The organism is Halocatena salina, assembly GCF_023115355.1.
GTDB lineage: Archaea > Halobacteriota > Halobacteria > Halobacteriales > Haloarculaceae > Halocatena > Halocatena salina.
This window is the reverse complement of record NZ_CP096019.1, coordinates 1,060,289-1,074,781: the sequence shown is the minus strand read 5'-3', so window position 1 is coordinate 1,074,781 and position 14,493 is coordinate 1,060,289. Positions and strand designations below refer to the sequence as shown.

Sequence of the window (14,493 nt, the reverse complement as noted above, 5' to 3'; positions counted from 1 at the left end):
CTAGTGAAGCGGATGCATAGTCGATAGATAGCGATTCCAAGTTAGGGATGGGAGATCGAAACGGTGGAGGTGCTAGGCACGCGATGGGGACGCAAAGAACGATTCGAAGTTATTTCATACCTGTTGTCGTACTGTGTTCGGTGTTTGTGGGTACGATGAGTGGATCTATGGTCGTCGGTGCAGTTACGGGGGGTACTTCACAGGCCGATCGGCTTCATACGGTCGGGATGGTTGATGATCCCGCCCATGGTGGTTCGACTGTCCAGTCCAGCCCGTTCCATTCGACACGGATGGAGCAACCGCATGGATCGATGGACGGATCGATTTCGCCGTCCGAATCTTCCGATGACATAACGATCGAGGCAGTCACGACGCGGACGGCACCGGGAGCGAAGTTCGACGACGTACGAACAGTAGCTGACGTTTCGGAACTCGCCACGGAGACGGAGACGATCGCTGCTGAAGACGTGTTGGTCATCGAGGTGGCCGCTACAGGCTTGTCGAACGCGCTAGTGGAAGAATCCGGCAATTCAAACGCACGTTTCCTCGAACTGGTTCGATCCGGTGTACTCGAAGTTCGAATCGAAAACGAGGCGTCAAACACGACGCTTGACCTTGCTGCGACGAACGAGACGGGAGGCCTTCGGGTGATTCCCGAGACGGACGGCTCCGATGTGTACGCCCTGATCGATACGGAGCGGGCGGTGTTCACGAACAGTACGACCGGTGTTACGACCGGCGATCTTGTCGTGACGGTCGACAGTCAAGACACCGATGAGGCGGTCTCTACACCTATCACAGTTACACCCCGTAAAGCATCGTTGGAGACGAACGGGGAGGATGTGCTCAAACTCACCGCCGATTCGAACCGGACCATCACCGGTGATACGACGGTTGCACCGCAGACGAACCTCACGGTTCACCTCCGATCGAACGAGGAAGCGACGTTCAACATCACTCACACTACGCGGGTGAAAGAGGATGGGAGCTTTAGTTTACGCGTCGATTTCGGCAACGTGACGAAGGGAACGCAGTTTGTGGTGTTGATCCCTGGTGAAGGATTCTCCGAAGAAGCGAAGACGGAGGGAGTTCTCACTGCTGCATCGAGCGCGTCAGTCAGTCTCACGGGCCAGCAGTTCGAAAACGATAGTTCCAAGACAATTACGGTAAAAGACGCCAACCTCTCTGAGGGTGGTTTCTTGGCAGTGTACAATCAGTCGTTTCTCACACAGAACCGATCGGAGGCCCGAGAGAGCTACATGGGCGTCTCCGAGTACCGCCAGCCCGGCAGTCATTCGAACGTCAGTATCACGCTTGACGGCGACTACCGAGGAGACGGCACCGTTATCGTAGTTCCACACCTCGATACGAACGACAACGGAGAGTTCGACAGTCACAACACTTCGATCGATGGACCGTATCGCGGAGCCGATGGGGGAGCGATCATTGCCGTAGCAAACGCTTCGACCGGAAGTACGACCCATTGGTCCACCGACCAGCCCGCCCCACCGCCTCACTCGGGGAGTGGCCCGTCCGAACCGGCAGACAACGGTGACGCCGATCCCTCTGAAACGGCAATTGACGCCGGCTCCGACGGCCGAGTAACCGAACAAGGAACGGAGACAACCGACAGCGACGGCGCATCGAACGCTCGGCTGTCGGACGTGGACGGTCCGGGCTTTGGACCGTTGGCTGGTCTCATCGCTCTCAGTATCACCGCGTTGATCGCCGCGATGGGCAGACGCCACTGAGCCGATTCCAAAGCGCAACCCAATAGCTATGCGGTCTCTGGTCGAACGTACCAATGATGGTTGAGGAGTTCGTTCGGTTGCTTGCGTTGAGTCACCGCCTTTCGGATCCGTTGGCGTGGGTGGTGGTTGTCGTCTTTCTCGGGGGCGCGGTGCTCGAATCGACGGACAGAGACGGCGCTCGTCCGGTCACCGTCGTCGGATGGATACTGTTCGCGGTCTTTTGGTTTTCGTTGATCCACTACTATCTCGTCGTCTCCAAAAGCGCCATCGAGGGGATCGGCTGTATCGTCGCCGTTCCGGCGTGTGCGTACACTGGCTATCTACTCTTCCGGGGGCGTGATTCCCTGTTCATTCTGTCCCGTGCCGTCGGCGTGATGGGACTCATCTTTCTCCCGTTCGAAGCGATACCGTCGTTGACCACGGCGTTGATCGAGATCGTAACCCACCAGACGGAGTTCGTGATGGGGCTGTTCGGCCAGACGGCTCCAGCGGACTTTCGCGTCGTCAGCGGGACGGTGGTGGATCGACCGGATCGACGCAGCACGTTTCTGTTCGTCGACGACACCGGTCATCAGCTCACGTACACGATCCGGATCGCGTGTACTGGTCTCGGAAGCATGGCCATCTTCGGCGGGCTAATCGGTGCCGTTCGCGCACCCCTCACCCGGAAGCTCCGAGCGCTCGCGGTGTCGATCCCCGTGATTTACGTTCTCAATCTCATTCGGAACACGTTCATCGGTTTGACGTTCGGTCAGCAGCGTCTCCACGTGGCTCCGGAGCTCGTGTTGGGCGCGTTTTCGGCCACGGACCCCTACAAAGTGTCGTATTTCCTTGCCGACCGGGTGCTCGCACAGAGCGTATCGGTTCTCGTGCTCGTCGCCATCACGTGGCTCGTGGTCCGTGAACTCCCAGCAACGTTGGTCGTCATCGAGGATCTGTTGTACCTGTTTACAGGCACCGACTACGAACTGCGTTCGGTCGTTTCGGGTGATTCAGCTCACTCCGAGTAGCCGTCGAGGCAGTTCCGTGGTGCGTCGGCGAGTTCGACGAGCGCATCGGCTTCCATGTGGTGGAGTGTGCCCGGAACGACGAGCAGGTGTAACGGAGCGCCGAACGCCCTGGTAGCGAGTTCGGAGAGCTGGTCGGCCGCGACGACCGGGTCGTCGCTGCCGGCTCGACAGACTGCGACGGCGAGGACGTCCTCGTACTGCTCACAGAGCAGTTCACTCGCGGTAGACGCCCGCATGAACTCCTCGCGCTGGGCTTTGATATCGAGGTACACGAGCGTATGCAGTTCGCGCTCGCGATTGTCGTCGATCGTGTCGAGAACGCTCGTTGGAACCGTGTCGCCGCCGTGAGCGGACGGAAACGGAAGCGTCGTCGCCTTCCCAAAGCGGTAGTTTTGCAACCCTGTGAGGGAGCTGGCTGCCGCTTGAGCCGTCGTACCGTGGACGATATGAGTGTCGATATCGCGCTCGGCCGCTCGGAGCCGGAGATCGACGTGGGTGGTTGAGATCATCGGATCACCGGCCGTGAGAAAGACGACGCGTTCGGTCAGCGCCGTATCGAGGATCGACTCGGGCCGTTGCTCGACATCCGCGCGTTCGAGCACCTCGATAGAGATGTCGTGATACGCTTGGAGCGCTTCGAGTGTGGTCCCGGTGAGCCGACTGGTGTAAAACTCCGCGACCACGCGATCCGCTTTTGCGATCGCCTCCCGTCCCGAAACGGTGATCGAACGCTCGTCGTACAGCCCCAACCCCACGAATGTGAGCATACCACCGCTGGGGGATCAACCGGGTTAAACCGACCGGAGCCTGTTCATTCCGTTCCGTTCCGTCCCGTTCCATTCCATCCCATTTCGTTTGCTCTTTGCATCCATGGACGGTGTAGGGATCGATCAGGGAATTCATAACAGACGACTCCACGTCCTTTGAACGGACAAAAACGGGCTTGACGATGCTCGAAGTGACGTTCAACGTCTCGATGAGTGTCGGCTTGCCAATCTTGGAAGCGATACCCAGCATCGTTTTTATCCCTGCTCGAACGATCCGGTGACGCGGTTGTTCGCTCACTTGATGGTTCGGTCGAGAAACTGTCGGATGGTCTCAGGGCCAGCAGGCGGAAGGTCCGGAAGGAGTGAGTCCGGCGATCGGCCCTGCTCCACGTGAGTCGCTTCATACACTGACTGAGCGTGATTTGGATCTGCCCCGAGCAGGTCCATCGCCACGCGTTCAGACTCAATGTCCTCGATGTTCTCAGACCAGACGTGGTTCAGATCGTGTAACTCATAGCGAATCGCGTTCACACCCACATCGTCCATAGTGTCGAAGAATCGTCGACTGTGTTCGATATCCACTACCTCGTCCTCGCGGCCGTGCATCAACAGCGTTGGCGGGCTCTGTGATGTGACGTGAGAAACTGGACTCGCTTGTGCGTATCTGTCGGGGTATTCGGATTGAGGACCGCCCATCAGTAACGGGATGACACCCTCTGCGTCGTCGGTGAGCGTAAGGTCGGCAACGCCGTACCAGCTGATAACGGCCTGAACAGTGCCTGCTTCCTCGGGGACGACAGTTTTCTCTACCTCCTCGGTAAAGGCGTCTCCGAGATCGGTTACCTCATCGACAACCCCCGCCAGAAGGGCGAGATGCCCACCGGCGGATGACCCCCACGCGGCGATTCGTTCGGCATCAAATCCGTATTCATCGGCGTGGGCTCGAAGCCACCGAATCCCAGCTTTCACGTCCACGAAGTGATCAGGGAAGGTGCCCCGAGGGGTGGGGTTTGCTGGATCAGACATCCCTTCAACGTCCGCTCCGTCGGGAACTGCTTGGAGGCGATAACTGACGCTGGCGATGGCATAGTCCCACTCAGCGGCGTACCGCTCTGGGTCCGGGATGTTAGAGCGCGTTTCCGTGATCCATCCACCACCATGCATGTAGACGACGAGCGGAGGGTTCTCACTCTTCGGAACGTATAGATCGAGTTTCATCTCACCGGTCTCGCGCTCAGCGTAGGTGATCCCCTTATGGATGGTGATATCGGTCATTCTATCACGACTGTGATGGAGCCGAGTATATCAAAGTACGCAGGTTCGACACTGTCACACGAGATTCCGCCGTTCAGTACGCACACTCCGCTTCTCTTCTTCGTTCAGAGCGACGCTGTCTTGCTTCCGTTTCCGGATTCAACAGGGTAGTTGCGCTTCCAGTCGAACGATTCACAGCGGCCACAGCTAACTTGCTCTCAGTTCGTGCACTGTTATGATGGCTCCCAACAGGAATCCCAAACTCCCCCCGAGCGGTATCCACAGCGAGGTCAGATTGGTGTTACAGCCGTCGTACCACGAGAGTTGCATCTTGGTGAGTGATATCTCGACCGATCGGACGATGGGAAGCGAGAATCCGAACAGCTCCCACTGGGTCATACTGTCGGGGCAGGCAACGAGGGTACTCGCTATCGGGGACGAGAACGTGTACACGATGAGTCCGACGCCGATGAAAAGCAGTGCTCCACCGCCTAGCAGACGGATGTATTTCCCGCGTACACTCTTCGTCATCGCAGTTCGTTCACTATCGGTGATCTTCTTGGCGAGCACATGTATCTTGTCGTTCCTCCACCAAGCTGGAGAGCCAATCTACTGTCGAAGCGTCAGACTTAGTCACACAGACCGGCGAGGGAAGTCATGAGTGAGGTTCCCTGCGTTCGCGTACGGCCGTTTGCGGGTGAGGAAACCCGTCAGGAACTCGCCGCGCGCGATCTCCTTCATCCAGCATACGAGATTACTGTCGAAGATGACTGGTTGTACATTCCCGTGGTGGCGGTCCCAGACGGCTACACCGTCGTAGAGCACGCGGTTCCCGAACGCGATCAACAGACGATGCCGTCCGACGTGCTAGGATTCGAGCCGTCGTACACGCGACTCGGTGACATCGCTATCCTCGATGAGGACGATCCAGACCGGGCGAGAGAGATCGCGGACGCGCTTGTCGCTTCGGATCTTCCTCTCTCTAGTGTCGTCAACCGCGCCTCGAAGGTGAAAGGCGAGCTTCGTGTGCGCGAGTGGGACGTCCTCGTGGGCGAGACGACAACGGTCCACCGGGAGTACGGCACGGAGTTCATGCTCGATATCGCGGAGGTGTACTTCTCCCCACGGCTCGCCACCGAACGACACCGTGTCATCGAGCAGGTCCGGCCTGACGAGCAGTTTCTAGACATGTTCGCCGGCGTCGGTCCGTTCGCCGTTCCCGCCGCCACGCGCGGAGCGCATGCCGTCGGTGTGGATCTCAATCCCGTCGCGATCGAATTCCTCAAAGAGAACGCCGAACGAAACGGTGTTTCCGACCGTGTGACGGCCATCAACGCCGATATCAGCGAGATCGACTACACTGAGTGGGCCGACCGAATCGTGATGAACCTTCCCCACAGCGCTGATGAGTTCCTCGATACCGCCGTCAGACTGGCTGGCGATGAGTGTTTGCTCCACTATTATGACATCCAACACGAGGACGACCCATTCGGTCCGGGTGAGCGCGCCATCCGCGGGGCTGCCTCGGAGTACACCGTTACTGTCGAAACCAGACACACCGTGCGATCGTACGCTCCGCACGAGCTGAACGTCTGTCTCGACGTTCGGCTCAGCCGATAGCCGGGATCAAACGACCAACACCGCGAACGTCCCGACGAGAACGAGTGTGACGAGTAACACGCTCATCCCGATGCTAGCCTCCAACTGAACGTGCTCTCTGCCGGTGAGTCGTTCCACGGCTCGCTCTGGCTGTTCGACGACATCGACCGAAATACGCGTGAGCGCCACCACGACCCGATCGACGATTGCGTACAGTTCGGTGACGGCGAGGACGACGCCACGCGTTCCGTACAACGTCAGTGGGTTGTACAGCCGATCGATGTCGGGCACGCGACCGATTCGTTTGAGCGGATTTTTCAGGAACACGAAGCTGACGACGGCGATGGCTCCCAGTATCAGCGTCTCGCCGACGTGACCGATGGTGTACGTCGTGTACTCGAAGCCAGTGGTCGGGAGGAGCGTGAACAGTGCCGACGGAACCAGCCCGTACAGCACGCACAACCCGCCGACGAGGATCATCGCTACCGACTGTCCCCGGTTGGCGTCTTTCACCGGCGTCTCGTACGTTCCCTCGACGAACGCGCTGTATCCGAGCTTGATGAACGAAAGGAACGTCCCAACGCCGCCAGCAAGCAGGAGATACCAGAGCACATCGAGGTGTTTTTTGTGCGCGGCACCGACGACCATCCCCTTCGAAACGAAGCCGTTGAACCCCGGGAATCCGGAGATCGACAGCGCAGCGATGGTAAACGTGATGGCCGTGATCGGCATCTTTCGGCCGAGTCCACCGATCTTTTTCAAGCTCTCCTCGCCGGTTCGGTAGATGATCACCCCGACCGTCATGAACAGCAGGCTCTTATAGAGGATGTGATTGAACACGTGACCGAACGCGCCACCGGTTGCGAGTGCACCACCGATCCCCACGCCTGCGATCATGTATCCGACCTGTGACTGGATGTGGTACGAAAGGAGTCGACGCATATCGCTTTGGAGCAACGCCATCCCCGCACCGAAGACGGCCATCACCCCTCCCATGTAGGCGATGGCGAGCTGTCCGTCAGGGAACGCTCGGTACATCCCATACACGCCCGTTTTCGTCGTGTACACACACAGAAAGACGCTCGCCGCGATGTGTGGTCGTGGATACGTGTCCGGTAGCCACGCGTGCAGCCCCACGAATCCAACGTTGACGCCGATTCCGATCCCCGCGAGCACCGGGGCTACGTCGCCAGCGAGACCGCCGGCGGTTGCGGTGAACAGGAACGATCCGACGGCCACGTACTGCCACACCACCGCCCCGAGCAACAGCGTTCCACCGATGCCGTGTAACACCGCGTACCGGAACCCTGCGCGTACCGCACGGCCACCGTAGTACCAGACCAACAGCGTGCTGGTAATCGCCATCAACTCCCAGAAGAAGATGAGCGTCAGCCAGTCACCGCCGAAGACGGCACCGAGGCTCGTTCCCACGTAGCCGAGCGCGAACGCCGTCTGCACCGATGAGGCGTCACTGGCCCACGAGTAGAGCACGGCGACGGACCCGATGAACGCGAAGATGATCCCCATCAGCGTAGAGAACGGATCGACGTTGAGTAACACGGCGTCGAAGCCGAACAGCTTCGCCGGAAGATGTTGCCCGTTGGGCATGAGCCAGACGTACGGGACGACCGCTCCGGTCGCGAGGACGCCGAGCGCGTGGCCGATCCGCCGATCGATGAAGGGTACTATCAAAGCGACCGCGAGAATGGGAACGAACGGTGGCACGATCGGATCGACCATCAGACGCTCACCCCCGTTGCGCCGGTGACGATGAGTCGGACGATCCGGAGGAACACGGCGGTATCGGGGACGATCCCGAGGACGATCGATCCTGCGGCCACAAAGAGGATCGGCCCGAGCATGAACCACGTCGACTCCTCACCACTCCATCCCCGGTGTTCCCAAGCCAGTTCCCCATCGGATCCGTGGTCGGGATGGAGGTGGGCTTGTGTCTCCTGTCGGTCTTGTAGACCCTGTCCTTCGTGATCCGGTGCGTAGCCGTGGTCGTCTTTTTCCCCGGCTGCGTCGTCGGGAGCGTGACCGCCGTCGGCAACGACCTCCTCGTCTGCGTACCGACCACCTAACACGTTCTCGACGATCGGCTTGGGATCGTCCTCCTCTGGGGACTCGAAAAAGGCGGTGTACACCACCGGCCAAAAGTACGCGATATTGAGGATCCCCGACAGGAGTAGCGCGCCAGTGAACAGGACGTGTCCCGTCGAGACGGTACCGATAAGGAGGTAGTACTTGCTGACGAACCCAGCAACCAACGGAATGCCAGCCATCCCCAACGATGCGACCCCGAAGGCAGTCATCGTCAACGGCATCCGCTTTCCGATCCCCGCCATGTTGCTGATGTCGTCGGTGTGGGTCTCGACGTGAACGGCTCCAGCACAGAAAAACAGCGTGAGCTTCATGAACGCGTGGGCAGGGATGTGAAGGAGCCCACCGACCAACGACAGAGGATTGAGAACGGCCAGCCCGAGCACGATGTACGACAGTTGGCTCACCGTCGAGAATGCGAGCCGGCGTTTGAGGTTGTCCTGTCGGAGCGCAATGATGCTGGCGACCGTGAGGGTGATCGCCGCGACCGCTGCGAGGGGGAGCCCTGCACCAAGATCTCCGACTAGATCCGGTCCGAACACGTCGAGGATGACGCGCGCGATGCCGAACACGCCGGATTTGACGACAGCGACCGCGTGCAACAGTCCGGAAACGGGGGTCGGTGCGACCATCGCGTCCGGGAGCCACGAGTGCAACGGCATCAACGCCGCCTTGACACCGAATCCAGCGGCCAACAAGGCGAACGCCGTGCGCCCAAAGACGGGATCGGCAGTTGCGAGTTGTGCGATGCCGCCGGGCGTGAACGCCGTCGTTCCCGTAAGCCAGAACACGAGCACCGTCCCCGCCAGCACGGCCACACCACCACCGAAGGTGTACGCCAGATACTTCCGACCAGCCGCACGCGCTTCATCAGTTCCATCGTGGGCGACCAACGGGTAGGTCGCAACCGTCAGCAGCTCGTAGAAGACGTACAACACGATCAGGTTGGCGGCAAACGCGATACCGATCGTCGATGAGAGGCTGGCAGCAAACGCCGCGAAATAGCGAGTCTGTGCGTGCTCGTCCAGCCCCCGCATGTAGCCGATGCTGTAAAAGCTCGTCACCAACCACAGCAAGCTCGCAAGCAAGGCGAACAGGACGCCCAGCGCGTCGGCTCGCAGCGCGAATCGAACGCCCGGCACGAACGTCCCGATGTCGGTGACGTACACCTGACCCGCGAGTACGCCCGGTACCATGCTTCCGACGATGCCGAGTTTCGTTCCGGCAGCGAGGATCGTCCACGACTCGCGCAGGGCCGGTCGTCTGTGGGAGGTGAGGATCAGAACGACAGCGATTGCTGATACGAGCACTGCAGCGATCGGTCTGAGGGATGTAACGTCGGTCATGGTAGAAGGTGTTCGATGGTCGGTTCAAGAAGCTGTCCGTATTCGAAGGCAACGACACCGAGGACGACGGACAACACGGCTGTAGCCACGACCGTCATCCACATTCCCATGGAGGGAGCGGTGCCGGTACCGTCGGTAGCGACGTCGATCGCGGCTGTCGTCTCTGTCGTCTCGACGCTCGATGTGGTGGTAGCCGGTTCTCGGAAGTACATGCGCTCGATGAGCCGAGCGAAGTACGCCAGCGTCAACAGGGTACTCAGGAGGATGATGACCGCAAGCGGCCACGACTGGGCTTCGACCGCACCAAGAGCGATGTACCACTTGCCGACGAATCCGATCGTCGGCGGCACACCGACCATCGCGAGCGCGATGATCCCGAACGAACCTGCGCCTGCTGGCAGATATTTACCCAATCCTTCGAACTCCTCGACGGTTCTGGCACCGGTGCTGTTCCCGATCAAGCCTGACGTCAGGAACAAGCCACCTTTCATGATGGCGTGGCCCACGAGATGGATCGCCGCACCCGTCAACGCGGTGCCGTTCCCCACTGCGATGGCACCGATGATGAGTCCAAACTGGGACACCGACGAGTACGCGAGAAGCTGTTTGATCTCGTTCTGTGCGACTGCGAGGAGGCTCCCGACCACGATGCTGATCGTTGCCCCCGCCATAAGCACGTTCCGCGCGAACGGATTGGCCGCCAGAAAGTCAACAGTAAAGACGGAGAAGACGATCCGTAGCAACGCGTACGCCGAAACCGTCGAAACGAGTGCCGAGATGAGACTGCTCACCGTGTCCGGAGCGCCAGCGTACGCGGCTGGCTGCCAAGTGTGCAACGGGAACACCGCGATCTTGACGAACAGCCCCACCACGAGAAGCCCAAACGCCGCCTGCACCAGAGGGGACGTATGGCCCACCGCGGCGAGCTGCCCGGAGAGATCGTTCATGTTGAGCGTCCCCGTGGCGACGTACGCGTAACCGATCCCCAGCAAGAACAACGACGCGCCGAACGTACCTACGAGGAGGTATTTTAGTGCGGCGAGCGCCGACCGCCCGCTTTTGCCGCTGGCAACCAGTGCGTACGCCGTTAGCCCCGTGATTTCGAGAAAGACGTACATGTTGAACATGTCGCCAGTGGCGCTCATCCCCGTCAGTCCAGCGACGAGTAGAAGGTACGTCGCATAAAACGAGTTCGAGCGCGGTCCCGCGGTTCGCGCGTATCCGAGAACGCCGAGTGCGACGACGGCCACCAGAACGATCATCGTCGCTGAAAGTCCATCGATGACGAGCTCGATGCCGTAGGGAGTGGTGAATCCGCCGACCACATACCGAACCGGATCACCGTCAAACCCGCGGATCGCAAGCGAACCCGCCATAGCGACCTGCACGACCGACGCGATCGTGGCGATCGGCCATCCGATACGTTGGCGAACGAGTCCGAAGAGCAACACCACGATGGACGCGAAGATGGGGAACACGATCACCAACGCCGGGAGATCAGTCATCCTCGCTCACCTCCCGAATCACGGCGGTGTCGAGCGTCCCGTATTCCTCATAAATGCGGACGATGAGTCCGAGAGCGACGGCCGTGAGGCTCACCCCGACGACGATCGCAGTGAGGATCAATACGTGGGGAAGTGGATTGACGTACGGTCCCGGGGCGGTCAGCAGCGGTGGACTTGCCCCCGACACGTACGCGATCACGATGAAAAACAGGAATATCCCTGACTGAAACACGTTCATCCCGATGACTTTTTTCACGAGATTAGATTTATCAATCATCATGTATGTTCCGATCCCGATTAACAGGAACGCCACGAGGTAGTAGAGGCGATCGTTTAGAACCTCGATCATGCAGTCTCACCTCCATTGTCTCCCATTCCGGACGAAATGACGAAAAAGAGGCCAGTCACGATACCCGAAACGATGAGTCCGATTCCGAGCTCGACCAGTTCGATCCCGTATTTGGTGGCGTGATATATCCCATATGTGTGATACTCTAGAAACGTTCCTCCGAGTAGAACGGGCCCAATGCCGATCAGTATGAACGCAAGGACACCGCTACCGACCAGACCGACCGGGAGTTTCGGACCCACCCAGCTTCGTGTCGTCTCGATACCGAACGCCATCCCGAGCATGAGAACGACGGTCCCGACGATAACGCCGCCCTGAAAGCCACCACCGGACGAGTCCGCACCGTGGAACATCACGAACAGCCCGAACGTGAACACGAACGGCGTGATGATGCGGACGGTCGTCATGATGATCGGACTTTCGACGTACGGTGTCGGTGTCTCAGCGTCGGTTGTACTGTCGCTCATTCGAACACCTCCTTGTGAAGAACGAGGAGAATCCCGACTCCTGCCGAGTAGACCACGACCGCCTCACCCAGCGTGTCGAACCCACGGTAGGCCGCGAGCACAGCCGTGACGGCGTTGTGAACCTCGGTTTCGGTGTACGCGTTCTGCAGGTAGTATTCGGTCACGTCGTCGGTGACTACCGCCGAATCCGACGCTCCCACCGGTGGAAGTGCGAAGACGGTCATCGACAGCACTGCGACTAATGCGATCGTGATGACGAGCGCTCCGGGATTGACGCGTTCGAGCGTCCGATCGCCCGTCGGCCGAACGGTTTTGGCGATGGTCAACAGGAACAAGACCGTTATGACGCCAGCGCCGACCGCGGCCTCCGTGAGTCCCACGTCGGGCGCTCGAAGGAACACCCAGACGATCGAAATACCCAGACTGTACGCGCTAAACGCGATGATCGACCCGAGTACATCCCGCAACAGCGCCGTAACGAGGGCTGATGCCACGACAAACACCAACAGCGCGATCTCGAGTATTTCGTTCATGATTCTTCGTCCTCCGTCGTCCACGGTTCGATGTCCTGATCGGCCGCTGCCCGCACGATAGCGTGGGCGGCAGTGGGGTTCGTAAGGAACATGAATACCAACAGCAGCACCGTCTTCAGCGACGATAGATCCCAGCCGAACGTGATTGCTACCGCAGTGAGCGTCAACACTGCTCCGAACGTCTCGCTCTTTGAGGCGCTGTGCGTTCGCGTATACACATCTGGGAGACGAACGAGACCGATGGCGGCAACGATAGCGAAGAACACACCACCGGCGGCCAACAGGAGGACCACGATCTCCTGTATCTCCATTACAGCACCTCACCTCGGTCGACGGTGAATTTCGATATTGTGATACTCAATAAGAAATTCAACAAAGCATAGACGAGGGCGATGTCGAGCGCGCCGGGTTCACCGATGGCTGCTGCTAACAAGGCGATGACGATGACGACGTTCGATCCGAGGACGTTGATTGCGATGACGCGGTCGGGCATCGTGGGTCCGCGCAGGATCCGATAGACGGCGATCAACGAGGCGGTGACGAACACGGCAGCAGCGCCAAAGAGGATGTCTGTGATGAGCGTCATTGGCTCTCATCCTCGTCGTTCATGCGGTCTCGCGGACTCGGAATATCCATGGCTGCCCGGCCATAGAAGACAAAGCGCACTGCTCGTTCGAGCGCTCCGTCTAGCAGGTCCTCGCGTGTGGTTGAGGTCAGCGAATGCACGGTAAACCGTCGCTGGGAGACGTTGACAGTGAGGGTTCCGGGAGTGAGCGTGATGCTGTTGGCATACGTCGTTATCGACAGCGTCGACCACACAGCGGCATCGAACTCGGTCACCTCCGGATCGATCGGGAGATCCGGATGGAGAACGACGTAGGCGACGTGAACGCTTCCTTTTGCGATCTCTCCTACGAGATACGGTAGATATAGTGCGAGCCGTCCGAGCTGTTTGGCCGCCCGGACGGGACGAACCGGCGAGGTGAGCGAGACCCTCCACAGCGCGACCGAAACGACGCCGGCACTGATCACGCCAGTGACGAGGTTGTACGTTTCGAACGATCCTCCTAGCAACAAATAAAACACGTACGAAACACCGAACAGCGTCAGAAACTGCGTGACAGTGCCACGTCGTGCCAAGGGAGGGCTTCGTCGCTCTCGTTGGACCGGTGCCTCTCTGACATCCAACCCCGCATTCTGCACTTCGGCTTCTAAGGGGGGCAACAGGGGCGTCGTTCCGAGCGGGGAAAATCCGGGATCGAACACCGCAACGTCGAGATCGTGGTTACGGGCGTACTGCACGAGAACGTTGGCGTAATCCCCCGGACTGAACAGATACTCTTCTGCGCCGATCACGGCGGTTTCGATGGTTACTGTGTTGGCATCGTCTTCGATATCCTCTTGGGCCCACACCGTCACCCGGTCGAGTAGCGTGTGTGCCGTTTCGGCTTCCTCCGATTCCGGATCGAACGTAGGGCGCTCCGTAAGAGGGTACACGAAGTGGATCGCCACCGAGCCATCGTTTTCGTCGGTCCGTTCGAGCGCATGACGAACAGCGTATGCGACGGTGTTCCGTAGCGTGACCGACTCTGAAACCGGAATGAGTAGCCGCAGGTCAGTCACCCCGACCACCACCCCGACGGACAAGACGACGTACTAACCAGAGCAGATGACATCAATGCTTCGCGTAATCATTGGACCACGTGGGTTAAAGGATTTCTTTCTCAATTCGTCTTGACCGATCTCAATTTGGACGACAGCGTGGCGATATGAGCGGTGCCTTCAAGAATTTGCATCGTTCGAACCAAA

The 14,493-nt window shown here is 59.3% G+C and carries 15 protein-coding genes; 3 read left to right on the top strand and 12 right to left on the bottom strand.

Annotated features, from left to right (window positions below; all coding sequences use genetic code 11):
• Positions 1-155 precede the first annotated feature (155 nt).
• Together MW046_RS05480 and artA are read left to right on the top strand one after the other, a co-directional pair.
• Positions 156-1,751 (top strand): DUF7282 domain-containing protein, encoded by a 1,596-nt coding sequence (locus tag MW046_RS05480; protein ID WP_247994555.1) that lies wholly within the window; start codon positions 156-158, stop codon positions 1,749-1,751.
• Positions 1,752-1,807: 56 nt separating this feature from the next.
• Complete coding sequence (artA, locus tag MW046_RS05475) at positions 1,808-2,761, top strand: archaeosortase A (protein WP_247994554.1); 954 nt, start codon at positions 1,808-1,810, stop codon at positions 2,759-2,761.
• On the opposite strand, the gene dph5 is transcribed toward artA, so the two are convergent.
• From dph5 to MW046_RS05460, 3 genes are all read right to left on the bottom strand, one after another.
• Complete coding sequence (gene dph5, locus MW046_RS05470; RefSeq protein ID WP_247994553.1) at positions 2,749-3,528, bottom strand: diphthine synthase; 780 nt, start codon at positions 3,526-3,528, stop codon at positions 2,749-2,751. The genes artA and dph5 overlap by 13 nt on opposite strands.
• A 294-nt stretch (positions 3,529-3,822) precedes the next feature.
• Positions 3,823-4,803: an alpha/beta hydrolase gene (locus tag MW046_RS05465; protein ID WP_247994552.1), complete on the bottom strand. Its 981-nt coding sequence runs from the start codon at positions 4,801-4,803 to the stop codon at positions 3,823-3,825.
• A 186-nt stretch (positions 4,804-4,989) separates the two neighbouring features.
• Positions 4,990-5,313 (bottom strand): hypothetical protein, encoded by a 324-nt coding sequence (locus tag MW046_RS05460; protein WP_247994551.1) that lies wholly within the window; start codon positions 5,311-5,313, stop codon positions 4,990-4,992.
• A 126-nt stretch (positions 5,314-5,439) separates the two neighbouring features.
• On the opposite strand from MW046_RS05460, the gene MW046_RS05455 reads away from it, so the two are divergent.
• Positions 5,440-6,402, top strand: a complete 963-nt coding sequence (locus MW046_RS05455) for a class I SAM-dependent methyltransferase (RefSeq protein WP_247994550.1) — start codon at positions 5,440-5,442, stop codon at positions 6,400-6,402.
• Between the two features lie 6 nt (positions 6,403-6,408).
• Here MW046_RS05455 and MW046_RS05450 read toward each other — a convergent pair whose 3' ends face one another.
• From MW046_RS05450 to MW046_RS05410, 9 genes are read right to left on the bottom strand one after another with little or no spacing between them, the layout of a single operon-like run.
• The gene (locus MW046_RS05450) at positions 6,409-8,121 is read right to left on the bottom strand and encodes a Na(+)/H(+) antiporter subunit D (RefSeq protein WP_247994549.1); all 1,713 of its coding nucleotides are present in this window, start codon (positions 8,119-8,121) and stop codon (positions 6,409-6,411) included.
• Positions 8,121-9,830: a proton-conducting transporter transmembrane domain-containing protein gene (locus tag MW046_RS05445; protein WP_247994548.1), complete on the bottom strand. Its 1,710-nt coding sequence runs from the start codon at positions 9,828-9,830 to the stop codon at positions 8,121-8,123. The genes MW046_RS05450 and MW046_RS05445 overlap by 1 nt, the downstream gene beginning before the upstream one ends.
• Positions 9,827-11,335: a monovalent cation/H+ antiporter subunit D family protein gene (locus tag MW046_RS05440; protein ID WP_247994547.1), complete on the bottom strand. Its 1,509-nt coding sequence runs from the start codon at positions 11,333-11,335 to the stop codon at positions 9,827-9,829. The genes MW046_RS05445 and MW046_RS05440 overlap by 4 nt, the downstream gene beginning before the upstream one ends.
• A complete protein-coding gene (locus MW046_RS05435; protein ID WP_247994546.1) occupies positions 11,328-11,684 on the bottom strand; it encodes a cation:proton antiporter subunit C in 357 nt (118 codons plus the stop codon). Before MW046_RS05435 ends, MW046_RS05440 begins: the two co-directional genes overlap by 8 nt.
• A complete protein-coding gene (locus MW046_RS05430) occupies positions 11,681-12,151 on the bottom strand; it encodes an MnhB domain-containing protein (protein ID WP_247994545.1) in 471 nt (156 codons plus the stop codon). The genes MW046_RS05435 and MW046_RS05430 overlap by 4 nt, the downstream gene beginning before the upstream one ends.
• Positions 12,148-12,684: a DUF4040 domain-containing protein gene (locus MW046_RS05425; protein ID WP_247994544.1), complete on the bottom strand. Its 537-nt coding sequence runs from the start codon at positions 12,682-12,684 to the stop codon at positions 12,148-12,150. Before MW046_RS05425 ends, MW046_RS05430 begins: the two co-directional genes overlap by 4 nt.
• The gene (mnhG, locus tag MW046_RS05420) at positions 12,681-12,995 is read right to left on the bottom strand and encodes a monovalent cation/H(+) antiporter subunit G (RefSeq protein WP_247994543.1); all 315 of its coding nucleotides are present in this window, start codon (positions 12,993-12,995) and stop codon (positions 12,681-12,683) included. The genes MW046_RS05425 and mnhG overlap by 4 nt, the downstream gene beginning before the upstream one ends.
• Positions 12,995-13,270, bottom strand: coding sequence for a cation:proton antiporter (locus MW046_RS05415; RefSeq protein WP_247994542.1), 276 nt, complete (start codon positions 13,268-13,270; stop codon positions 12,995-12,997). The genes mnhG and MW046_RS05415 overlap by 1 nt, the downstream gene beginning before the upstream one ends.
• Complete coding sequence (locus MW046_RS05410; RefSeq protein WP_247994541.1) at positions 13,267-14,307, bottom strand: monovalent cation/H+ antiporter subunit E; 1,041 nt, start codon at positions 14,305-14,307, stop codon at positions 13,267-13,269. The genes MW046_RS05415 and MW046_RS05410 overlap by 4 nt, the downstream gene beginning before the upstream one ends.
• Between the last annotated feature and the right edge of the window lie 186 nt (positions 14,308-14,493).